At 64.3% G+C, this 21,740-nt stretch carries 17 protein-coding genes, 3 rRNA genes and 1 riboswitch; of the genes, 15 read left to right on the top strand and 5 right to left on the bottom strand.

Annotated features, from left to right (window positions below):
- Nucleotides 1-17: 17 nt before the first annotated feature.
- Nucleotides 18-1,364, bottom strand: coding sequence for a sensor histidine kinase (locus OU994_RS05570; protein ID WP_281609953.1), 1,347 nt, complete (start codon nucleotides 1,362-1,364; stop codon nucleotides 18-20).
- A complete protein-coding gene (locus OU994_RS05565; protein ID WP_131147792.1) occupies nucleotides 1,357-2,040 on the bottom strand; it encodes a response regulator transcription factor in 684 nt (227 codons plus the stop codon). The genes OU994_RS05570 and OU994_RS05565 overlap by 8 nt, the downstream gene beginning before the upstream one ends.
- Before the next feature lie 41 nt (nucleotides 2,041-2,081).
- Here OU994_RS05565 and cobT point away from each other — a divergent pair, with 41 nt between their 5' ends.
- From cobT to OU994_RS05490, 15 genes are all read left to right on the top strand, one after another.
- Complete coding sequence (gene cobT, locus OU994_RS05560; protein ID WP_281609952.1) at nucleotides 2,082-3,173, top strand: nicotinate-nucleotide--dimethylbenzimidazole phosphoribosyltransferase; 1,092 nt, start codon at nucleotides 2,082-2,084, stop codon at nucleotides 3,171-3,173.
- A 2-nt stretch (nucleotides 3,174-3,175) separates the two neighbouring features.
- Nucleotides 3,176-3,940 (top strand): adenosylcobinamide-GDP ribazoletransferase, encoded by a 765-nt coding sequence (locus tag OU994_RS05555; RefSeq protein WP_281609951.1) that lies wholly within the window; start codon nucleotides 3,176-3,178, stop codon nucleotides 3,938-3,940.
- 20 nt (nucleotides 3,941-3,960) lie between these two features.
- Nucleotides 3,961-4,506: a histidine phosphatase family protein gene (locus tag OU994_RS05550; RefSeq protein ID WP_281609950.1), complete on the top strand. Its 546-nt coding sequence runs from the start codon at nucleotides 3,961-3,963 to the stop codon at nucleotides 4,504-4,506.
- A 98-nt stretch (nucleotides 4,507-4,604) separates the two neighbouring features.
- A riboswitch (cobalamin riboswitch) is annotated at nucleotides 4,605-4,841 on the top strand.
- Nucleotides 4,842-4,915: 74 nt separating this feature from the next.
- On the top strand, nucleotides 4,916-6,754 hold the full coding sequence (locus OU994_RS05545) for a TonB-dependent receptor domain-containing protein (protein WP_281609949.1): 1,839 nt from the start codon (nucleotides 4,916-4,918) through the stop codon (nucleotides 6,752-6,754).
- A 95-nt stretch (nucleotides 6,755-6,849) separates the two neighbouring features.
- Nucleotides 6,850-7,872, top strand: coding sequence for an iron ABC transporter permease (locus OU994_RS05540; RefSeq protein ID WP_281609948.1), 1,023 nt, complete (start codon nucleotides 6,850-6,852; stop codon nucleotides 7,870-7,872).
- A 17-nt stretch (nucleotides 7,873-7,889) separates the two neighbouring features.
- Nucleotides 7,890-8,663, top strand: a complete 774-nt coding sequence (locus tag OU994_RS05535) for an ABC transporter ATP-binding protein (RefSeq protein ID WP_281611586.1) — start codon at nucleotides 7,890-7,892, stop codon at nucleotides 8,661-8,663.
- Nucleotides 8,660-9,280: a cob(I)yrinic acid a,c-diamide adenosyltransferase gene (cobO, locus tag OU994_RS05530; RefSeq protein WP_281609947.1), complete on the top strand. Its 621-nt coding sequence runs from the start codon at nucleotides 8,660-8,662 to the stop codon at nucleotides 9,278-9,280. Before OU994_RS05535 ends, cobO begins: the two co-directional genes overlap by 4 nt.
- Complete coding sequence (locus OU994_RS05525) at nucleotides 9,280-10,569, top strand: cobyrinate a,c-diamide synthase (RefSeq protein ID WP_281609946.1); 1,290 nt, start codon at nucleotides 9,280-9,282, stop codon at nucleotides 10,567-10,569. The genes cobO and OU994_RS05525 overlap by 1 nt, the downstream gene beginning before the upstream one ends.
- On the top strand, nucleotides 10,566-11,123 hold the full coding sequence (gene cobU, locus OU994_RS05520; protein WP_281609945.1) for a bifunctional adenosylcobinamide kinase/adenosylcobinamide-phosphate guanylyltransferase: 558 nt from the start codon (nucleotides 10,566-10,568) through the stop codon (nucleotides 11,121-11,123). The genes OU994_RS05525 and cobU overlap by 4 nt, the downstream gene beginning before the upstream one ends.
- Nucleotides 11,117-12,070, top strand: coding sequence for a CobD/CbiB family cobalamin biosynthesis protein (locus OU994_RS05515; RefSeq protein WP_281609944.1), 954 nt, complete (start codon nucleotides 11,117-11,119; stop codon nucleotides 12,068-12,070). The genes cobU and OU994_RS05515 overlap by 7 nt, the downstream gene beginning before the upstream one ends.
- Entirely contained in the window at nucleotides 12,063-13,046 is a 984-nt protein-coding gene (cobD, locus tag OU994_RS05510) for a threonine-phosphate decarboxylase CobD (RefSeq protein WP_281609943.1), read from the top strand. Before OU994_RS05515 ends, cobD begins: the two co-directional genes overlap by 8 nt.
- On the top strand, nucleotides 13,043-13,915 hold the full coding sequence (locus OU994_RS05505; RefSeq protein ID WP_281609942.1) for a cobalamin-binding protein: 873 nt from the start codon (nucleotides 13,043-13,045) through the stop codon (nucleotides 13,913-13,915). Before cobD ends, OU994_RS05505 begins: the two co-directional genes overlap by 4 nt.
- 1 nt (nucleotide 13,916) lies before the next feature.
- Nucleotides 13,917-15,359, top strand: coding sequence for a cobyric acid synthase (locus OU994_RS05500; RefSeq protein WP_281609941.1), 1,443 nt, complete (start codon nucleotides 13,917-13,919; stop codon nucleotides 15,357-15,359).
- 109 nt (nucleotides 15,360-15,468) lie between these two features.
- Nucleotides 15,469-16,926 (top strand): DHA2 family efflux MFS transporter permease subunit, encoded by a 1,458-nt coding sequence (locus OU994_RS05495; protein ID WP_131147805.1) that lies wholly within the window; start codon nucleotides 15,469-15,471, stop codon nucleotides 16,924-16,926.
- Nucleotides 16,927-16,980: 54 nt separating this feature from the next.
- Complete coding sequence (locus OU994_RS05490; RefSeq protein WP_281609940.1) at nucleotides 16,981-17,634, top strand: glutathione S-transferase family protein; 654 nt, start codon at nucleotides 16,981-16,983, stop codon at nucleotides 17,632-17,634.
- A 626-nt stretch (nucleotides 17,635-18,260) separates the two neighbouring features.
- On the opposite strand, the gene rrf (OU994_RS05485) is transcribed toward OU994_RS05490, so the two are convergent.
- The 3 genes from rrf (OU994_RS05485) to OU994_RS05475 form a co-directional block, all read right to left on the bottom strand.
- A 5S ribosomal RNA gene (gene rrf / locus OU994_RS05485) occupies nucleotides 18,261-18,373 on the bottom strand.
- Nucleotides 18,374-18,515: 142 nt separating this feature from the next.
- A 5S ribosomal RNA gene (rrf, locus tag OU994_RS05480) occupies nucleotides 18,516-18,628 on the bottom strand.
- 131 nt (nucleotides 18,629-18,759) lie between these two features.
- A 23S ribosomal RNA gene (locus OU994_RS05475) occupies nucleotides 18,760-21,651 on the bottom strand.
- Nucleotides 21,652-21,740 lie beyond the last annotated feature (89 nt).

The following is a 21,740-nucleotide window of genomic DNA, read 5'->3' as shown; positions in this document are numbered from 1 at the left end:
CACCTGTTAAAGATGAGTTAACGTGCCTCGTCGACGGTTCGACCCGGCAGAGCGGGAAAGCGGATCTCGATACTGCTGCCCGCGGCGCTCTCCCTGAGCACCAGCGTGGCGCCGAGGTGAGCGCAGACCCGCTGCACCAGCCCCAGTCCAAGCCCGGTGCCGGACGAGCCCCGCGCATCCGCCGGAATCGGTTCGCCACGCAAGCGCGCCCGCGCGGCTGGCGGCAAGCCGGGTCCGGTATCTTCGACGATCACGCTGCGCCCTTTCAGCCGCACTGCCACATGGCCGTGCTCCGTGTACTGGCAGGCGTTGCGCACCAGGTTGCCGATCGCAGCCTGCACCAGTTCGCGCACGCCGTGCACGCTGAAATCGGCGCCGCCGCCAAACCGCAGCTGGAGCGGCCGGCTGGCAACCAGTCCCTGGCAGCGCGCCACTTCTTCCAGCGCCAGCGCCTGCGCCGACATCCGCGTCCACTCGAGCCGTTCCGGCGAACGCGCCAGCCGCAGGAGCATCGACGTGATATCGCTGGCATCGCGCGCAGCGCGGTAGATGCGCTCGGCCGGCGCGTGCAGTACCGGATCGTGCTCCGTTCGCGCCAGCAGCACCTCGGCCGCCCCCGCGATTACGGTCAATGGTGTACGCAATTCATGGCTGACGTCACCGGTGAAGAAGCGTTCGCGATCGAGAAACTCCTGCAGCTCGGCCGTATGGCTGGCGATCATCCGCGACAGCAGGCCCAGCTCGTCGCCGCGTTCCTGCAGCGGCAACTCCGCCACCCCCGCGTCCACCGCACCCGCCAGCTCGACGATCGGATTGACGATGCGGTTGCCCAGGAAGCGCCCCAGCAGAACGGCAAAGCCCATGAATCCCAGGAACGCCACCGCGAACATCGAATAGACCACCAGCTCGATCTTTTCATAGGCGCTGTCATGGTCGACCACGGCGAACTCGCCTTCGGCATTCCGGCCCTTCAGCACGTGCAGGTCGACACCGTCGACGGTGACTTCATGCACGCCTTCCTCCAGCGGGCGCAATGAGCGTGGAATACCGTTGCCCAGGTGATAGCTGAGGCCAGCCGGCATCTCCACCGGCAAGCCGCCCGCATGGCGAGGGCCGGCCCACGCCGCCACTTCCTCCAGGCGCTCGTCGACCAGGCGCACTTCGATACCTTCGACGGCCAGCGCGGCGATCACGGCAAAGAATACCGACGATACCGTGGCAAACGTCAGGTATGCCGCGGTGATCCGCTTGCGCAGCGAATCCTCCTTGCGGAGCGAGTGCCCGCTGTGCAGTGTGTCCCCTTTATGCAGCGAGTCCACCTTGTGCAGTGAATTCCCCTTGCGCAGCGGTTCCGTTTCACGCATCGGATTCGACCAGCTTGTAGCCGATCTTCGAGATCGTGTGCAGCATCGGATGCGGGAACGGCTTGTCGAGCGCCTGCCGCAGGGCGTGGATGTGCACGCGCAGCGCGTCGGTATCCGGCGGATTGTCGCCCCACACCTCGTGCAGCACCTGCTCGCGAGACACCACCTTCGGCGCCTCGCGCATCAGCAGCCGCAGGATCGTATACCCGGTTTTCGTCAGCGCCAGCGGGCGGCCGGCACGCTTGGCCTCGAACGTTTCGGTATTGAAGGTCAGGTCGCCGAACGCCAGCACGGCGTTGGCCGCATGGCCGCCTTTGGCCCGCCGCACCAGGGCCTTCAGGCGCACTTCCAGCTCGACCAGGGAAAACGGCTTGACGAGGTAATCGTCGGCGCCGCTGTCGAAACCGGCCACCTTGTCTTCCAGCGTGTCGCGCGCGGTCAGCATCAGCACCGGCATGTCCTTGCGCAGCTCGCCGCGCAGCTTCTGGCACAGGTCCAGGCCATTCAGGCCAGGCAGCATCACGTCCAGCACCACGGCGTCATATTCGTGCTCGGTCGCCAGCGCCAGCCCGCCATAGCCGTTCGAGGCCGAATCCAGCACATAGCCTTTCGGCTCCAGAAAGCCATACAGGTTGGCGACGATGTCGGGGTTGTCTTCGATGATGAGGATGCGCATCGCACCATTATAATTCGCGCTTTCCCCATCGATCGCCAGACATGACCCTGCCCGCCTCCGCGTCCCCGAGCGTGCCAATCGGCGCGCCAGCGCGCGTCCCCTTCAGTGTGCCCGGTGTCGCCTCCACGGCCGATGCGGCGCTGGCCTGCCGCCTCGCGCATGCGATCGACCACAAGACCAAGCCGCCCGGCAGCCTGGGCGTGCTGGAAACCTTGGCGCACCAGGTGGGCATGATCCAGCGCACCACGTCGCCGGCGATCGACGCACCGGCCATCCTCGTCTTCGCCGCCGACCATGGCGTGGTGACCGAAGGCATCTCCGCCTTCCCGCAGGATGTGACGTGGCAGATGGTCGAGAACTTCCTGGCCGGCGGCGCCGCCATCAATGTGTTCGCCGCGCAGAACGGCTGCGCGCTGCAGGTCATCGACGCCGGCGTGGCGCACGACTTCGGCACGCGCGCCGGCCTCACGGATCGCAAGATCGCCGGCGGCACGCGCAACTTCGCGGTGGAGCCGGCCATGACGGCCGAACAATGCGGCCAGGCGCTTGCGCACGGCGCCGCGCTGGTCGACGCACTGCCCGGCAACGTGATCGGCTTCGGCGAAATGGGCATCGGGAACACCACCGCCGCCGCCGCGCTGATGCACAAGCTGACGGGCATTCCAGCCGCTGCCTGCGTGGGCGCCGGCACAGGCCTCGGCCCGGAAGGCGTGCAGCACAAGGGCCGCGTGATCGAAGCCGCCGCCGCGCGCCACGCCACGGCCACGGCGCCGCTGGACGTGCTGGCCACCTTCGGCGGTTTCGAGATCGCCATGATGGCCGGCGCCATGCTGCGCGCGGCCGAGCGCCGCATGGTGCTGCTGATCGACGGGTTCATCGTCACCAGCGCCCTGCTCGTGGCGGCGCGGCTGCAGCCGGCGATCCTCGACTATTGCGTGTTCTCCCATTGCTCGAACGAAAACGGCCACCGCCAGCTCCTTGAAACGCTGGGCGGCAAGCCGCTGCTGCAACTGGACCTGCGCCTGGGCGAAGGCACCGGCAGCGCACTGGCGCTGCCGCTGGTCCATGCCGCCGTCAACTTCCTGAACCGCATGGCCACGTTCGCATCGGCCCAGGTCAGCGGGAAGCACTGACCATGCTGCAGCTGCGGCTGTTCTTCATCGCGCTGCAATTCTTCACACGGCTGCCGATCCCGGCGTGGGTCGGCTTCGAGCCGCACTGGCTGCACCATGCGTCGCGCTACTTCCCGCTCGTCGGCCTGGTGGTCGGCGCCATCGCCGCGGCCATCTACTGGGCCGCCGCGATGGTACTGCCGCCGGCCGTTGCCGTGCTGCTGTCCACCGCGGCTGGCATCTATCTCACGGGAGCATTCCACGAAGACGGCTTTGCCGACACCTGCGACGGCCTGGGCGGCGGCATGACGCGCGAGCGTGCGCTGGAGATCATGAAGGATTCACGGATCGGTGCCTATGGCGCGATCGGCATCCTCCTGATGCTGGCGGTGAAATGCGCCGCGTTGTCCCACCTGCCCCCGCTGGCCACGGTGGCCGCCCTGTGCATCGCCCATCCGCTGTCCCGCCTGATGGCGGCAAGCCTGATCTGGCGCATGGCATACGCGCGTGCCGAAGGCAAGGCCAAGCCGATGGCCCAGCAGATGACGGGCCCCGAATTCGCCATCGCCGCCGCCTGCTGCGTTCCCGCCGTGCTGGCGGCAACGGCGCTGGGCTGGCTGGACTGGCGCGCCATCGCCATCGGCACCGGCGCGATGGTGCTCGTCACGCTGTGGTTCGCCCGCAAGCTGCGGCAACGCCTCGGCGGCTACACCGGCGATGGCCTGGGGGCCGTCCAGCAGCTGGCGGAAATCGCCTTCTATGTGTGCGTGCTGGCGCGGTGGGGCTGACACAAATGGAACTCACGCAGATGAAATTAACTCTCGTGCGCCACCCTCGTCCGGCCGCGGCCGAAGGCATCTGCTATGGCCGCAGCGACCTGCCGGTGGATCCCGATGAGCTGGCGCGCGTGCATGCGGCGCTGCGCGACCTGGGGCTGCCGGGAGACGCCCCGGTGTTTTCCAGCCCGCTGCGCCGTTGCGCCGCCCTCGCCAGCCTGCTGTCGCCCGCCGTGCTGTACGACGCCGACCTGGCTGAAATGGATTTTGGCGACTGGGAAGGCCGCAACTGGAACGATATCCCCCGCGCGCAGGTCGATGCCTGGGCGGCCGACCTGCTGCATGACCGCCCCGGCGGCGGCGAATCCGTGCTCGACGTGGCGCGCCGCGTGGCCGCCGCACTGGCCAGGATCCGCCGGCATGGCAGCGCGCGCGCCATCGTGGTCTGCCATGCCGGCACCATGCGCCTGGCCGCCACGCTGGCCGATGGCGCGCCGCTGGAGCAGGCGGCGCTTGCCGCGGCGTCCCGGCCGCACCGCATCGGCTACGGCGAAGTTGTCCGGCTGGTGTTTTCGTGATGCCTGCAAGCGCTCGATCCCTGCCTGGTACGTGCCTGGTACGTGCCTGGTACGTGCTTTGTACATACTTCGTACGTGCTTGATATTTGCTCCATACCTTATAATTGCGCGGTTTTGGTGCCCGCGCTCGAGTCCTCGAGCGCAGTTAAACGGGAAATACGCAGCCAGGTCTCCTGATCGGCCAACGTATGCTGCCCCCGCAACGGTAAGCAGGCTGCCGCGCGCGAGCAATCGCAGCGCGGCAGCGGTCCGCGACAGCCACTGTGCAATTGCATGGGAAGGCCGGACCGTGATGCCTGCCAGCCCGGATACCGGCCAAACCAGGTGGAGCCGCCCCGTTGCGGAGCGGCTCTGTTCAATCCGGCCTGCGGGGACGTTGGCCGGTTGCTCCACTTTACAAAGATTTGCCATGACCTCTCCTGTTGCATCCCAGGCGGCGCTCGCGTCGCTGGCGCTCGCCATTGCCGCGCCGGCCGTACACGCCCAGGCCACTGCCATCGATTCCATCATCGTCACCGCCACCCGCACGCCGCAACTGGCCAGCGAAGTAATCAGCGACACCGTCACGATCAATGCCGAACAGATCGCCAACTCCGGGGCCGGCTCCATTACCGAACTGCTGCAGCGCCAGCGCGGCATCGAAGTCACCCGTAACGGCGGCCCCGGCGCGGCGTCGAACGTGTTCATCCGCGGTGCCAACGGCAACCAGAGCGTGGTGCTGGTAGACGGCATCCGCATCGCTTCGGCATCGACCGGCTCGGCCAGCTGGAACGGCATTCCCCTGTCGGCCATCGAGCGCATCGAGATCGTCTACGGCCCGCTGTCCACGCTGTACGGAGCCGACGCCATCGGCGGCGTGATCCAGCTGTTCACGAAAAAAGGCGAAGGCGCTCCGGCGATCTCGGCGTCGGTCGGTGGCGGCAGCGACAGGACCTTCGCGGCCGATGCGGCCATTTCCGGCGGCACGGACCAGCTGAGCTACGCGTTCTCCGTCTCGAAGGAACGGTCCGACGGCTTCTCGGCCACGCGCCGGCCCAGCGCCAACTTCGACCCGGACGACGACGGCTACGATCGCAAGGGCGCGGCCGGCCAGGTGGCCTACAAGCTGGCGCCCGGCCATGAGCTGGGCGCGATGTTCCTGTATACCGATACCGAGTCCGACTACGACAGCGCCACCTTCGATGCCTACAGCACGCAAACGGTCAGCAACGTGGGGGTCTACTCGCGCAACCAGTTCCTGCCCTTCTGGACCATGCTGGTGCAGGCTTCGCAATCGCGCGACAAGTCCGGCTCGTTCTACGACGTCGGCCCGTTCGGTTCCAGCCAGATCGATACCACGACCAGCACCTTCACCTTCCAGAACGATTTCCGCATCGGCAGCGACAACCTGCAGGTGCTGTATGAACACCGCAAGGAAGAAGTCGACGGTTCCACCGCGGCGCTGAACCGCACGCGCCACAACAATGCGTTCGCGGCCAACTACAGCCTGAAGCGCGGTGCGCACCTGGCCAGCGTGGGCGTGCGCCACGACGACAACTCGGAATACGGTTCGAAGACCACCGGCTCGGTCGGCTACGGCTACCGCATCACCAGCGCCCTGCGCGCCGAGGCCAGCTTCGCCACCAGCTTCCGTGCTCCGTCCTATAACGAGCTGTATTACCCGGGCTATGGCAACAAGGAAAATCGCCCCGAGGAAGGCCGCAATACGGAAGCGGGCCTGCGCTACGACGACGGCACCCAGAAACTGGCCGCGGTGTACTACCGCAACAAGCTGGACAACCTGCTGCTGAACACTTCGCCGTGCCCGTATCCCGGCTACCAGTACGGCTGCGCCTACAACATCAACAAGGCGCTGCTGGAAGGCCTGTCGCTGTCGGCCGAGCGCCAGATGGGCAAGCTGCTGCTGGTCGCCAATGCCGATATCCAGGATCCGCAGGACGAAACCACCGGCAAGCGCCTGCAGCGCCGTGCCAAGCGCCACGCCAGCTTCGTGGCCGAGTACGACATGGGCGCCGTGCGCGGCGGCGTGGAACTGCAAGCGTCGTCGGACCGTTTCGACGACGCGGTCAACCGCAACCGCCTGCCCGGCTACGGCGTGGTGAACCTGTACGCCACGTACCGCTTCAACCAGGACTGGTCGGCGCTGGTCCGCTGGAACAACGTGGGCGACAGGAAGTACGAGCTGGCCCGCTACTACCAGACCGGCGGCTCGAACGTGTTCGCAGCCCTCCGCTACGGCTTCAAGTAATCGAAGCCCGGGTAGTGAAGCCCGAGTAGTAAAGTCCCAGTAATGCTAAGCTGCCGGGCGCGCCAATGCGCCCGGCGCTTTTCTCCAGGCAGAACATGCATCCACTCTCCGCCCACCTGCGTTACCGCACCGGCATCGTCACCGCCGGATTGCTGCTGGCGTCGATCGCCAGCCTGCTGTTCGCGGGCGTCACGGGCTCCGTCGCCATCCCGCTCGCCGACCTGCCCGGCGCGCTGCAAGAACTCATTCACGGCCGCGCCGATACGCTGGCCGCCACCCTGCTCGACCTGCGCGCCAGCCGCGCACTGACCGCCTTCGTTACCGGCGCCACGCTGGCCCTGGCCGGGGTCATGATGCAGACCCTGCTGCGCAATCCCCTTGCCGACCCCTACGTGCTGGGCATCTCGGCCGGCTCCGCGGTCGGCGCCCTGCTGGCGCTGATGCTGATGTGCGCCGCATGGATGGTCGATGCGGCCGCCTTCATCGGCGCGGTAGCCATCTCCATGCTGCTGTACCTGCTGGCGCGGCGCGACATGCGCGGCGGCAGCGCCGCCGAGGGCGGTACCGCCCTGCTGCTGTTGACCGGCACGATCCTCTCGGCCGGCTGCGCGGCGCTGATCATGCTGATGCTGTCGATCGCCCCCGACAGCCGGCTGCGCAGCATGGTGTTCTGGATGATCGGCGACCTGTCCGGCGCGCCGGTGCGCTGGCTGCCGTGGCTCGTGCTGGTCGCCGGCCTGGCCTTCGCGCTGCGTACCGCCCGCTCGATGAATGTATTGGCCCTGCATGCCGAAGCGGCCAGCACGCTCGGCATCCGCGTCGGCCCGCTGCGCAAGGGCCTGTTCTTCTGTTCCGGACTGCTGACGGCCAGCGCGGTCACCACCGCCGGCAGCATCGGTTTCGTGGGTCTGATCGTGCCTCACGCCTGCCGCTTCGCCTTCGGGCCGGACCACCGCGTGCTGATCCCGGCCGCCACGCTGGCCGGCGGCGCCTACCTGGTGCTGGCCGATACGCTGGCGCGCACCGTGATCGCGCCGCAGCAGTTGCCGGTGGGCGTGGTGACCGCGCTGATCGGCACGCCCGTGTTCCTGTATCAACTGCACCGGTTGCGCAAATGACGAACGCCGCCGCAACCATGATCTCCACCGAGGATCTGCGCCTGGCGATCGGCGCCCGCCTGCTGGCCGACAAACTGGATTTGCATGTCGGGGCCGGCGAATGCTGGAGCGTGATCGGCCGCAATGGCGCCGGCAAGAGCACGCTGTTGCGCACACTGGCCGGGCTGCGCGAGCCGGATGGCGGCCGCGTGCTGCTGCACGGCCGCGCGCTCGGCGACTGGCCGCTGGAAGCGCTGGCGCGCGAGCGTGCCTTCCTGGCCCAGTCGCGCAGCGACGCCTTTGCCTACTCCGTGCTGGAAACGGTGCTGTCGGCCCGCCACCCTTATCACGGCAAGCGGTATTGGGAGGACAGCGACGACCACGCGATCGCCCTGCGCATGCTGGCCGCGATGGAAGTGGCGGACCTCGCTTCGCGCGACGTGCGCACGCTCTCCGGCGGCGAGCGCCAGCGCGTGGCGATCGCCGCGCTGCTGGCCCAGGATACCCCGCTGCTGCTGCTCGACGAGCCTGCCAACGCGCTCGACCTGGCGCACCAGGTCAGCGTGATGGGCCTTCTGGCGAAACTGTGCCGCGAACAGGGCAAGACCATCGTGATGATCGGCCACGACCTGAACCTGGCATACGGCATCTCGACGCATGCGCTCCTGCTGATGGGCGACGGCCGCTGGCTGGCCGGCCCGCGCGGCGACGTGATGCAGGCCGACATCCTTTCCGACTACCTGCACCATCCGATCGAGACGGTGCGCCACGGCGCCCGCACGATCTTCATTCCCAGAGAGGCTACCGCATGACCACTCCCGACGATACCGCGGCATTGAACGAGCGTCACCGCGCGCGGATGGAACGCAAGAAAGCGATCATCGATGCGAAGATCGCCGCCGCCGACAAGCAGATCGGCATCATCATCGTCAATACCGGCAATGGCAAGGGCAAGAGTTCGAGCGGCTTCGGCATGGCCATCCGCGCGCTCGGCCACGGCATGAAGGTGGGCATCGTGCAATTCATCAAGGGCGCGATGGCCACGGGCGAAGAACAGTTCCTGCGCCGCTTCCCCGAGGAAGTGAGCTTCCATGCGATGGGCGAAGGCTATACGTGGGAAACCCAGAACCGCGAACGCGACATCGCCAAGGCCGCCGAGGCGTGGGAACAGGCGAAGCGCTTCCTCGCCGATCCCGCGATCGGCATGGTGGTGCTCGACGAATTGAACATCGCGCTGAAGTACCGCTACCTGGATGTGGAAAACGTGATCGCCGACCTGCTGGAGCGCCCGTCGATGCAGCACGTGGTCATCACCGGCCGCGGCGCGCCGCCCGAGCTGATCGAGATCGCCGACACCGTCACGGAAATGAACGTGGTCAAGCACGCGTTCAAGGCCGGCATCGCGGCCCAGGCCGGAACGGAGTGGTGATGGGCGCCCGCGCGGTACTGATCGCCGCCGTGGCATCCGGCCAGGGCAAGACGACGGTGACCGCGGCACTGGCCCGCAAGCTGGTGCGGGCCGGCAGCCGCGTGCGCGTCTTCAAGTGCGGCCCGGATTTCATCGACCCGATGGTGCTGGGCCGCGCCAGCGGCGGGCCGGTCGAATCGCTGGACCTGTGGATGGTCGGCCGTGAACGCTGCCATCGGCTGCTGGCGCAGGCGGCAACGGAAGTGGACGATATCCTGATCGAAGGCGTAATGGGCCTGTATGACGGCACGCCGTCGGCGGCCGACCTGGCGCGCGAGTTCGGCGTGCCCGTGCTGGCCGTGATCGATGCGGGCGCGATGGCGCAAACGGCCGGTGCGCTGGTGCACGGCTTGCGCGACTACGGGCCGGTGGCGATGGCCGGCGTGATCGCCAACCGCGTCGGCAGCGCGGGCCACGCCGCGATGGTAAAAACCTCCCTGCGCGACATTCCGCTGTTCGCCACCCTGCCCAAGCAGGGCCGCTCGCTGCCGGAGCGGCACCTGGGCCTGGTGCTGCCGGACGAAGTGGATGAAGTGGACGCGATCCTCGACGAACTGGCCGACCAGCTGGTGTTCGACGAGGCCGCATGGAACGCACTGCCTCCCGTGCACTTCGACGCACCCGCGCCCGAGGCGCCGGTACCGGCCACGCTGGCCGGCAAGACCGTGGCCATCGCGCGCGATGCGGCGTTCGTGTTCGTGTACGCGGCCAACCTGGAAGTGATGCGCCGGCTCGGCGCCGACATCGTGTATTTCTCGCCGCTGGCCGACGAACCGGTGCCGCAGGGGGCCGATGCCGTGTACCTGCCGGGCGGCTATCCGGAGCTGCATGCGCCGCGCCTGGCCGAAGCGGGCATCTGGCGCGCCTCGATCCGGGCCGCCCACGCGGATGGCATACCGATCCTGGCGGAATGCGGCGGCATGATGGCGCTGGCCGACACGCTGGACGACGGCGCCGGCGCGTGGCCGATGGCCGGGCTGCTGCCGGGCCACGTGGTCGTGCAAAAGCGGCTGGCCGGCCTCGGGCCGCAAGCCATGCCGACACCGCAAGGCACGCTGCGCGGCCATACGTTCCATTATTCGCGGCTGGAGTCGGCGGCTCCCGTGATGGAATACACGAGCAAGAACCCGTCCGGCGTGCGGGGCGAAGCGGTCTACCGGATCGGTTCGCTGACGGCGTCGTACTTCCACGGCTATTTCCCGTCGAATCCGGAAGCGGCGGCGGCCCTGCTGTCGAGGGCCGCACCGTGAGCCGCACATTGGTTCTGGGTGGCGCACGCTCCGGGAAGAGCGCGCATGCCGAGCGGCTTGCCGCGCGGTCGGGCAAAGAAATCGTCTACGTGGCCACGGCCTGCGCCGGCGATGCCGAGATGGCGCGGCGGATCGCGGCGCACCGCGCGGACCGGCCGGCCCACTGGACCACGGTCGAGGAGCCGCTCGCGCTGGCGGCGGTACTGGAACAGTGGCGTGCGCCGCACCGGCTGGTGCTGGTCGACTGCCTGACGCTGTGGCTCACCAACCTGCTGTTCGCCGACGCTACCGACTATCCCGAGGTGGGCGCGATCGCCTTGCCGCGGCGCTTCCACGACGAACGCGCCGCCCTGCTGGCGCAGCTGGACAGCGGCGCTGGCGATGTGGTCTTCGTGTCGAACGAAGTGGGCATGGGCATCGTGCCGTTCGGTGCCGTCACGCGCGCCTTCGTCGACGAAGCGGGCCGGCTGAACCAGGCGATCGCGGCGGCTTGCGACAACGTCGTCTTCGTCGCCGCCGGCCTGCCGCTGGTGCTGAAGGGTGCCGCATGCTGAGCGGGCTGTCGTGGCCGGCGGTTGCCTTGCTGCTGGCGGCCGGCGTGGTGCTCGACCTGCTGCTGGGCGAGGCGAGGCGCTTTCATCCACTGGTCGGTTTCGGCAATGTCGCCAGCGCGCTCGAGCGCCGCCTGAACAACGGTGGCGGACGTTTGCTGCGCGGCGCGGCTGGCTGGATACTGGCCGTGCTGCCGCTGACGGCACTGGCCATGTGGCTGTGTGGCGTGGCGGGAGTGCTGGCCCACGCGGCCATGCTGTACTTCTGCATCGGCTTGCGCAGCCTGCGCGACCATAACCTGCCGATCGCCAATGCCCTCTGCCGCGGCGACTTGCCGGCGGCACGCGAACTGACGGGCCGCATCGTCAGCCGCGACACGTTCGACGCGAACGAAGCGGACCTGGCCAAGGCCAGCGCCGAGTCGCTGCTGGAGAACGGCAACGATGCCGTGTTCGGCACCCTGTTCTGGTTTGCCGTGGCCGGCGGTCCGGGCGCGCTGCTGTTCCGCCTGGCGAACACGCTCGATGCGATGTGGGGTTACCGGAATGCGCGCTTCCTGTATTTCGGCCGTGTCGCGGCGCGGATCGACGATGCGCTGAACTACATCCCGGCACGGCTGACCGCCCTCTCGTATGTGCTGCTTGCGCCGGGTGCGGCGGGCAGGCGCACGGCATGGCGTTGCTGGCGCGAGCAGGCGCCGGCGGGGAGCAGCCCGAACGCCGGCCCCGTGATGTCCAGCGGCGCCGGGGCCCTCGGCCTGGCACTGGGTGGCGCGGCGCGCTATGACGGCGAGATCGAACAGCGGCCGCCGCTGGGCCGGGGCGTGCCGGCGACCGCGGCCGACATCGAGCGTGCGTGGCGCCTCGTCTGGCGCACCACGCTGCTGTGGCTCGCAGTCTCGTGGCTTGGTGCAGCGACCGTGATGGCACTGGGGGTGCGGCATGCCTGAACATGGTGGCAACCTGCGCGATGCAAGCCGGCTGTACGGCCATGCCGACTGGCTGGACCTGTCGGCCGGCCTGAACCCGCACTGGTATCCGGTGCCGGACTTGCCGGGCAACGCGTGGCATCGCCTGCCCGAGCGGGACGAAGCGCTGGTGGCGGCCGCCTGCCGATATTACGGCGCGCCACGCATGCTGGCGGTGGCCGGCACCCAGGCGGCCATCCAGGCGTTGCCGCGGCTGCGTGCACCCTCACGCATCGCCGTCTCGGCGCCGTCGTATGCGGAGCACGCGCATCACTGGTCGCGCCATGGCCATACCGCCCGGCTGGTCCCCTACCCCGAACTCGGCGACGCGGTCGAGCACAGCGATGTAGTCGTCGTCTGCAATCCCAACAATCCCACCGGCGCGACAGTGCCGAGGGAAGACTTGCTGCGCTGGGCGGATACGCTCGCGGCGCGCAGCGGCTGGCTCGTCGTGGACGAAGCCTTCGCCGATACGGACAATACGCACAGCGTGGCCGACCAGGCGGAGCGCCACGGGCTGATCGTGCTGCGCTCGCTCGGCAAGTTCTTCGGCCTGGCCGGCGTGCGGCTCGGCTTCGTCGCCGCGCATGCCGGACTGCTGGCCGCGCTCGACGAGGAACTGGGACCATGGCAAGTCAGTGGCCCCGCGCAGCTGATCGGCAAGGCCGCGCTGCTGGATGACGCCTGGCACCGGCACACGCGCAGGGCGCTGGACGAGGCGGGCCGCCGCCTCGACGCGCTGCTGGCGGCGCACGGCATTGCTTCATCCGGTTCGAGCCTGTTCCGCTGGTGGCCGGAAGCCATGCCGGAAGCATTTCATGAACACATGGCGCGGCGCGGCATCTGGGTGCGGCTGTTCCGCGATGGACCGCGCGGAATCCGCCTCGGCCTGCCGCCCGACGAAACGGCATGGACGCGCCTTGCCGACGCGCTGAAACAATGGAAGGAAATTCAATGAAGCACCTGGTACTGCTGCCCGCCCTGCTGGCGGTCCTGTCCGCGCACGCCGCGGTCTCCGTGCGGGACGACGACGGCAAGATGGTCACGCTGGCGAAGCCCGCCGAGCGCGTGATCTCGATGGCGCCCCATGTCACCGAATTGCTGTTCGCGGCAGGTGCCGGCAGCAAGATCGTGGGGGCGGTCGACTACAGCGACTACCCGGACGCGGCCAAGGCGATTCCCCGCGTCGGCAGCAACCGCGAGGTGGACCTGGAGCGGGTGCTGGCCCTGAAGCCGGACCTGATCGTGGTCTGGCGCCATGGCAGCTCGGAGCGCCAGGTCGAACTGCTGCGCAAGCTCGGCATCCCGCTCTTCCACAGCGAACCGGCAAGGCTGGACAGGATTCCCGACAATGTCGTTGCGATGGGCAAGCTGGCCGGCACCGAACAGGCGGCGGAAGCGGCGGCTGCGGACTTGCGCAAGCGCCTGGCCGCCGTGCGCACGAAGTATGCGGGCCGCCCGCCGGTGCGGGTGTTCTACCAGGTATGGGACAAGCCGCTGTACACGCTCAATGGCGCGCACATCGTCAGCGATGCGTTGCGCCTGTGCGGCGGCGAAAACATCTTCGCCTCGCAAAAGGTGACGGCACCCGTGGTCAGCATCGAAGCGGTGCTGAAGGAAGATCCGGAAGCCGTCTTCAGCACGGCCGAGAAGGAACAGGGCGGCGCGGCCATGTGGCGGCAATATCCGAACCTGCTCGCCACGAAGAATGACAACCTGTTCACCATCGATGGCCACCTGGTGAATCGCGCCGGACCACGCATGGTCCAGGGTGCCGAGATGCTGTGCGAAAAGCTCGATGTCGCGCGCCAGCACCGGAAACGCTGACATGCGCTTCCCCTACAAAACGCTGATGGTGCAGGGCACCACGTCCGACGCCGGCAAGAGTACGGTGGTGGCGGCACTGTGCCGGCTGCTCAAGCGCCATGGCGTGTCGGTGGCGCCGTTCAAGCCGCAGAACATGGCACTGAACAGCGCGGTCACCAGCGATGGCGGTGAGATCGGCCGCGCGCAGGCCCTGCAGGCGCAGGCGGCGGGCATCGCTCCGCACACCGACATGAATCCGGTGCTACTGAAACCCTCGTCCGACATCGGTGCCCAGGTGATCATCCATGGCAAGGTGCGCGCCGAGATGAATGCGCGCGACTACCACCAGTACAAGACCGTGGCCATGGCCGCCGTGCTGGAATCGCATGCGCGGCTGGCTGCGCAATACGACGCCGTCATCGTCGAGGGTGCCGGCAGCCCGGCGGAAATCAACCTGCGCGACCGGGACATCGCCAACATGGGGTTCGCGGAGGCCGTCGACTGCCCGGTGGTGATCGTGGCCGACATCGACCGCGGCGGCGTGTTCGCGCACCTCGTGGGCACGCTCTCCTGCCTGTCGGAGAGTGAACGGGCACGCGTGATCGGCTTCGTCATCAACCGCTTCCGCGGCGACATCAAGCTGCTGGAACCGGGCCTCGACTGGCTCGAAGCGCAGACCGGCAAGCCGGTGCTGGCCGTGCTGCCTTACCTGCATGGCCTGTTCCTCGATGCGGAGGACGCGGTGCAGCCGGTACAGGAACACCAGGGGGCGTTCCGGGTGGTGGTGCCCAGCCTGCCCCGCATGAGCAATCACACGGATTTCGACGCGTTGCGCGCCCATCCGGACGTGGACCTGCAATTCATCCGCGAGGGCCATGCGATCCCACCGGCGGACCTGATCGTCCTCCCTGGCAGCAAGAACACGCGTGGCGACCTGGCCTGGCTGCGCGCGCAGGGGTGGCCGGAACGGATCGCCCGCCACCTTCGCTACGGCGGGAAGGTCATCGGCATTTGTGGCGGCTTCCAGATGCTGGGGCGGTCGGTACTGGACCCCCATGGCGTGGAAGGCGCGCCTGGCGACTCGGCCGGCCTCGGCCTGCTCGACATGACGACCGCGATGTCGCAGGAGAAGCGTTTGCAGCAGGTGGGCGGCCATTGCCTGTTCGCCGACGCCCCGGTGACCGGCTATGAAATCCACATGGGCGTCTCGACCGGCGGCGCGCTTGCCCACCCGGCATTCGAGATCGATGGCCGTCCCGAGGGCGCCGTGTCGCCCGACGGGCAAGTGCTGGGCACTTACCTGCACGGGGTGTTCGATGCGCCGGGTGCCTGCGCCGCACTGCTGCACTGGGCGGGACTGCGCGGCGACCGGGGTGTCGACCTGGGCGCACTGCGCGAAGCAAGCCTGGAACGGCTGGCCGACGCCACTGCTCCCTTGCTGGAGGCGCTGCTACCCCTGAAGTAGGGCCACGGCGGCAACGCGCTTCGCGCTTTGCCGCTTTATGCAACAATCGCTGGACGACTCTTACTCAGTTAACCCTGCAGCCAACCCTGCAGCATCCTGCAGCCGTTCAATGTCCAGCACAGAAACCATCACCAAGCGTTACCTGCCATGGGTCGTCGCCTCGGCCCTCTTCATGGAGCAACTCGACTCCACGATCGTCAATACCGCGATTCCCAGCATGGCGGCCAGCCTGATGGTGACGCCGCTGAGCCTCAAGGCCGTCGTCACCAGTTATATCCTCAGCCTCGCCGTGGCGATTCCCGTCAGCGGCTGGATGGCGGACCGCTACGGTACGCGGCGCGTGTTCATGACGGCGATTGCCATCTTCACGATCGCGTCGGTGCTGTGCGGCCTCTCCGTGAACTCGCCGATGCTGGTGGCGGCGCGGCTGCTGCAAGGTTTCGGCGCGGCGATGATGATGCCGGTGGGCCGGCTGACCATCGTGCGCACCTTTCCCAAGGCGGAATTGCTGACAGCGATGAACTTCGTGATCATCCCCGCGCTGATCGGGCCCTTGCTGGGGCCCACGGTCGGCGGCCTGATCGTGCACTGGATGTCCTGGCGCGAGATCTTCTTCATCAATGTGCCGGTCGGCGTGGCGGCGATCTGGCTGGCCCACAAATACATGCCCGACTACCGCAGCGAAGAACAGCGCCCGCTCGACGTGATGGGGCTGATCCTGTTCGGCACCGGTGTCGCGCTGCTGTCATGGCTGCTGGAGATCTTCGGCGAGCACCGGCTCGACATCACGTCGTGGGGCGTGCTGTTCGTGATCTCGGTCTGCCTGCTGGCGGCATATGCATGGCACGCCATGCGCGAGGAATTTCCACTGCTGCGCCTCCAGCTGTTCAAGATCCGCACGTTCCGCGTATCGGTGCTGGGCGGGTTCTTCACGCGGCTCGGTGTCGGCGGCCTGCCCTTCCTTCTTCCGCTGCTGTACCAGCTGGGCCTCGGCTTGCCGGCATGGCAATCGGGCCTGCTGATGATGCCGTCGGCCGCGGCGGCCATGTTCATGAAGTTCTTTTCCGCGCGGCTGCTGGCCAGGTTCGGCTATCGGCAGGTGCTGATCGTGAATACCGCGCTGATCGGCGTAACGATCGCGATGTTCTCGTTCGTGCAGCTGGGCACGCCGATCTGGATGATCGTCACGCTGTCGCTCTGCCAGGGCTTCTTCAATTCGCTGCAGTTCTCCAGCATGAACACGATCGCCTATGCGGATGTCGACCAGAAGGATTCCGGCATGGCCAGCACGATGGCCAGCTCGATGCAGCAATTGTCGATGAGCTTCGGCCTGGCCTGCGGCTCGCTGATCACGGGGTGGTACCTGGGCGACATGCCGCAGACCGACCGGGTCGTGCTGACGAGCGCGCTGCACCATGCCTTCCTGACGCTGGCCGGATTGACGATCCTTTCCGCCGGCATGTTCTGGACGCTGCGCAAGAACGATGGCGAGAGCATCAGCCGCGGTACCAAGGCCGCCGAGCCGGTCACCGTGGTCGCGGCGACGGAGCAATCGGCATCGCAGTGAGCTTGCCGCCCCCAACGGGCGCGATGTGAATTATGATGACGGAACGATAATTAAATGGGGGATTCCATGTACCGTCTTCACTGCTTCGGCCAGTCAGGAAACGCCTTCAAGGTTGCCTTCATGCTGCGCGCGCTGGACGTGCCCTTCGATACCGTTTACGTGGACTTTTTCAAGGGCATCAGCACCGACCCGGCCTGGCGCGATGAACACAACGAGATGGGCGAAGTGCCTATCCTGGAAGACGGCCCCCTGCGGCTGACGCAATCCGGCGCGATCCTCACGCACCTGGCGAAAAAACACGGCCGTTTTGGCGGCGCCACGGAAAGCGAGCAGTTCGAAGTGCTGCGCTGGCTGCTGTTCGATAACCACAAATTCACCAGCTATTTCGCGACCTACCGGTTCATGAAGGCATTTGGCAAGGTTGAACCCGATCCTGTCGTGATGAAGTTCCTGCTGGGCCGGATCGAAGGCGCATTCAATATCGTCGACAGGCACTTGTCCACCAGCGAATTCATTGTAGGCGACAGCCCGACCATCGCGGACTTTTCCCTGAGCGGCTATCAGTTCTTCCCGCAAGACGAGAGCGGCATCGACATCGCCGGCCGCTGGCCCCACATCGGCGCCTGGGTCGAAAGGCTGAAAGCGATTCCCGGCTGGGCTTCTCCTTACGACGCCATGCCGGGCGAGCAGATGGCACCGCGGTGGTAGTCACCATTACGGCGCAGTAATGAAAAAAGCCGACGAGATCACTGGTCGGCTTTTTACTGGCACATTAAAGTAAAAAAAAACCGCCAGATCACTGGCGGGGTATCTTTGTATAACTAGTTTGACGATAACCTACTTTCACACTGGTTGCAGCAGCGACGTCGGGCAGTGCCCGGCGGAGCAATCGGCGCATTCGACAGCTTGAAACGAAGCTCAACTGCACGACAATCCATGAGTAGAAATGAAAAAAGCTCACCAGATCACTGGTGGGCTTTTCTCGGTATAACTAGTCTGACGATAACCTACTTTCACACTGGTTGCAGCAGCGACGTCGGGCAGTGCCCGGCGGAGCAATCGGCGCATTCGACAGCTTGAAACGAAGCTCAACTGCACGACAATCCATGAGTAGAAATGAAAAAAGCCCACCAGATCACTGGTGGGCTTTTCTCGGTATAACTAGTCTGACGATAACCTACTTTCACACTGGTTGCAGCAGCGACGTCGGGCAGTGCCCGGCGGAGCAATCGGCGCATTCGACAGCTTGAAACGAAGCTCAACTGCACGACAATCCATGAGTAGAAATGAAAAAAGCCCACCAGATCACTGGTGGGCTTTTCTCGGTATAACTAGTCTGACGATAACCTACTTTCACACTGGTTGCAGCACTATCATCGGCGCAAAGTCGTTTCACGGTCCTGTTCGGGATGGGAAGGGGTGGTACCGACATGCTATGGTCATCAGACTTGACCGGTTCGGCTCGCGCATTAGGCGCGGTGCCAGAATCCTTTATTACCTGACTTACCTTAGAAATGAAAAAAGCCTCGAAAAGCCTGAGCGCGCTCAAGATCGCGCTCAGTGCATTTCGGGCCTTCCTCGGTATAACAGCCTGACGATAACCTACTTTCACACTGGTTGCAGCACTATCATCGGCGCAAAGTCGTTTCACGGTCCTGTTCGGGATGGGAAGGGGTGGGACCGACTTGCTATGGTCATCAGGCATGACTTGTACGCAGCGCCGTTCCCTATGGGGCAACGTCACTGCTCAATCCAGAAGAAGTAAAGCGAGGGTAACTCTCATCACAGAGTAAATGCGAGGAATCATCATTGATTCATAACCGTCAAGGTTATAGGGACAAGCCGTACGGGCAATTAGTATCAGTTAGCTTAATGCATTACTGCACTTCCACACCTGACCTATCAACGTCCTGGTCTCGAACGACCCTTCAAGGAGCTCAAGGCTCCGGGAAATCTCATCTCAAGGCAAGTTTCCCGCTTAGATGCTTTCAGCGGTTATCTCTTCCGAACTTAGCTACCCGGCAATGCCACTGGCGTGACAACCGGTACACCAGAGGTTCGTCCACTCCGGTCCTCTCGTACTAGGAGCAGCCCCCTTCAAATTTCCAACGCCCACGGCAGATAGGGACCAAACTGTCTCACGACGTTTTAAACCCAGCTCACGTACCACTTTAAATGGCGAACAGCCATACCCTTGGGACCGGCTACAGCCCCAGGATGTGATGAGCCGACATCGAGGTGCCAAACTCCCCCGTCGATATGAACTCTTGGGAGGAATCAGCCTGTTATCCCCAGAGTACCTTTTATCCGTTGAGCGATGGCCCTTCCATACAGAACCACCGGATCACTATGTCCTACTTTCGTACCTGCTCGACTTGTCGGTCTCGCAGTTAAGCACGCTTATGCCATTGCACTATTAGCACGATGTCCGACCGTACCTAGCGTACCTTCGAACTCCTCCGTTACACTTTAGGAGGAGACCGCCCCAGTCAAACTGCCTACCATGCACTGTCCCCGATCCGGATAACGGACCAAGGTTAGAACCTCAAACAAACCAGGGTGGTATTTCAAGGTTGGCTCCACGAGAACTGGCGTCCCCGCTTCAAAGCCTCCCACCTATCCTACACAGATTGGTTCAAAGTCCAATGCAAAGCTACAGTAAAGGTTCATGGGGTCTTTCCGTCTAGCCGCGGGTAGATTGCATCATCACAAACACTTCAACTTCGCTGAGTCTCGGGAGGAGACAGTGTGGCCATCGTTACGCCATTCGTGCAGGTCGGAACTTACCCGACAAGGAATTTCGCTACCTTAGGACCGTTATAGTTACGGCCGCCGTTTACTGGGACTTCAATCAAGAGCTTGCACCCCATCATTTAATCTTCCAGCACCGGGCAGGCGTCACACCCTATACGTCCACTTTCGTGTTTGCAGAGTGCTGTGTTTTTATTAAACAGTCGCAGCCACCATTTTATTGCAACCCTGTCACCCTTCTGCAGTAAAGCAGTCAAGCTACTGGGGCGTACCTTTTCCCGAAGTTACGGTACCAATTTGCCGAGTTCCTTCTCCCGAGTTCTCTCAAGCGCCTTAGAATACTCATCTCGCCCACCTGTGTCGGTTTGCGGTACGGTCTCGTATGACTGAAGCTTAGAGGCTTTTCTTGGAACCACTTCCGATTGCTTCGCACCACATGGGCGCTCGTCCCAGTCCCTTGAATTATGTGCCCGGATTTGCCTAAGCACCTTCTATGAACCAGAAACTGACTATTCCAACAGTCAGACAACCTTCCGCGATCCGTCCCCCCATCGCATCATACGACGGTGCAGGAATATTAACCTGCTTCCCATCAGCTACGCATCTCTGCCTCGCCTTAGGGGCCGACTCACCCTGCTCCGATGAACGTTGAACAGGAAACCTTGGGCTTACGGCGTGCGGGCTTTTCACCCGCATTATCGCTACTCATGTCAGCATTCGCACTTCTGATACCTCCAGCATCCTTTACAAGACACCTTCGCAGGCTTACAGAACGCTCTCCTACCATATAGATCAAGTAATAAATTACGAGAAATATATCCGCAGCTTCGGTGACTGGCTTAGCCCCGTTACATCTTCCGCGCAGGACGACTCGATCAGTGAGCTATTACGCTTTCTTTAAATGATGGCTGCTTCTAAGCCAACATCCTGACTGTTTTAGCCTTCCCACTTCGTTTTCCACTTAGCCAATCTTTGGGACCTTAGCTGGCGGTCTGGGTTGTTTCCCTCTTGACACCGGACGTTAGCACCCGATGTCTGTCTCCCAAGCTCGCACTCATCGGTATTCGGAGTTTGCAATGGTTTGGTAAGTCGCGATGACCCCCTAGCCATAACAGTGCTCTACCCCCGATGGTGATACTTGAGGCACTACCTAAATAGTTTTCGGAGAGAACCAGCTATTTCCAAGTTTGTTTAGCCTTTCACCCCTATCCACAGCTCATCCCCTAATTTTTCAACATTAGTGGGTTCGGTCCTCCAGTGCGTGTTACCGCACCTTCAACCTGGCCATGGATAGATCACTTGGTTTCGGGTCTACACCCAGCAACTAACGCCCTGTTCGGACTCGATTTCTCTGCGGCTCCCCTATTCGGTTAACCTCGCTACTGAATGTAAGTCGCTGACCCATTATACAAAAGGTACGCCGTCACGGAACAAGTCCGCTCCGACTGTTTGTATGCACACGGTTTCAGGATCTATTTCACTCCCCTCCCGGGGTTCTTTTCGCCTTTCCCTCACGGTACTGGTTCACTATCGGTCGATTACGAGTATTTAGCCTTGGAGGATGGTCCCCCCATATTCAGACAGGATTTCTCGTGTCCCGCCCTACTTGTCGCATACTTAGTACCACCGGTCTGATTTCGCGTACGGGGCTATCACCCACTATGGCGCCTATTTCCAGAGGCTTCCACTATCAGTCCGACTATCATATGCAGGCTCTTCCCATTTCGCTCGCCACTACTTTGGGAATCTCGGTTGATTTCTTTTCCTGCAGCTACTTAGATGTTTCAGTTCGCCGCGTTCGCTTCACACACCTATGTATTCAGTGAGTGATGACCTATAAGGCCGGGTTTCCCCATTCGGAAATCTTCGGATCAATGCTCGTTTGTCAGCTCCCCGAAGCTTATCGCAGACTTCTACGTCCTTCATCGCCTGTAATCGCCAAGGCATCCACCATGTGCACTTATTCACTTGTCCCTATAACCTTGACGGCTATAGCTTCAAGCATTTACTACTGTGTTTGATGAGTTTTTGTATGCGTTCCTTTCGGAACACTACCCTAAGTG

Source organism: Pseudoduganella sp. SL102, from assembly GCF_027856995.1.
Classification (GTDB): domain Bacteria; phylum Pseudomonadota; class Gammaproteobacteria; order Burkholderiales; family Burkholderiaceae_D; genus Rugamonas; species Rugamonas albidiflava.
The sequence above is the reverse complement of the archived record's forward strand: the minus strand, read 5'-3'. Positions and strand labels throughout refer to the sequence as shown.

Coding starts and splice junctions, on each gene's coding strand:
- OU994_RS05570 (WP_281609953.1), bottom strand. CDS start 1,364: ATGCGTGAAACGGAACCGCTGCGCAAGGGGAATTCACTGCACAAGGTG.
- OU994_RS05565 (WP_131147792.1), bottom strand. CDS start 2,040: ATGCGCATCCTCATCATCGAAGACAACCCCGACATCGTCGCCAACCTG.
- cobT (WP_281609952.1), top strand. CDS start 2,082: ATGACCCTGCCCGCCTCCGCGTCCCCGAGCGTGCCAATCGGCGCGCCA.
- OU994_RS05555 (WP_281609951.1), top strand. CDS start 3,176: ATGCTGCAGCTGCGGCTGTTCTTCATCGCGCTGCAATTCTTCACACGG.
- OU994_RS05550 (WP_281609950.1), top strand. CDS start 3,961: ATGAAATTAACTCTCGTGCGCCACCCTCGTCCGGCCGCGGCCGAAGGC.
- OU994_RS05545 (WP_281609949.1), top strand. CDS start 4,916: ATGACCTCTCCTGTTGCATCCCAGGCGGCGCTCGCGTCGCTGGCGCTC.
- OU994_RS05540 (WP_281609948.1), top strand. CDS start 6,850: ATGCATCCACTCTCCGCCCACCTGCGTTACCGCACCGGCATCGTCACC.
- OU994_RS05535 (WP_281611586.1), top strand. CDS start 7,890: ATGATCTCCACCGAGGATCTGCGCCTGGCGATCGGCGCCCGCCTGCTG.
- cobO (WP_281609947.1), top strand. CDS start 8,660: ATGACCACTCCCGACGATACCGCGGCATTGAACGAGCGTCACCGCGCG.
- OU994_RS05525 (WP_281609946.1), top strand. CDS start 9,280: ATGGGCGCCCGCGCGGTACTGATCGCCGCCGTGGCATCCGGCCAGGGC.
- OU994_RS05515 (WP_281609944.1), top strand. CDS start 11,117: ATGCTGAGCGGGCTGTCGTGGCCGGCGGTTGCCTTGCTGCTGGCGGCC.
- cobD (WP_281609943.1), top strand. CDS start 12,063: ATGCCTGAACATGGTGGCAACCTGCGCGATGCAAGCCGGCTGTACGGC.
- OU994_RS05505 (WP_281609942.1), top strand. CDS start 13,043: ATGAAGCACCTGGTACTGCTGCCCGCCCTGCTGGCGGTCCTGTCCGCG.
- OU994_RS05500 (WP_281609941.1), top strand. CDS start 13,917: ATGCGCTTCCCCTACAAAACGCTGATGGTGCAGGGCACCACGTCCGAC.
- OU994_RS05495 (WP_131147805.1), top strand. CDS start 15,469: ATGTCCAGCACAGAAACCATCACCAAGCGTTACCTGCCATGGGTCGTC.
- OU994_RS05490 (WP_281609940.1), top strand. CDS start 16,981: ATGGGGGATTCCATGTACCGTCTTCACTGCTTCGGCCAGTCAGGAAAC.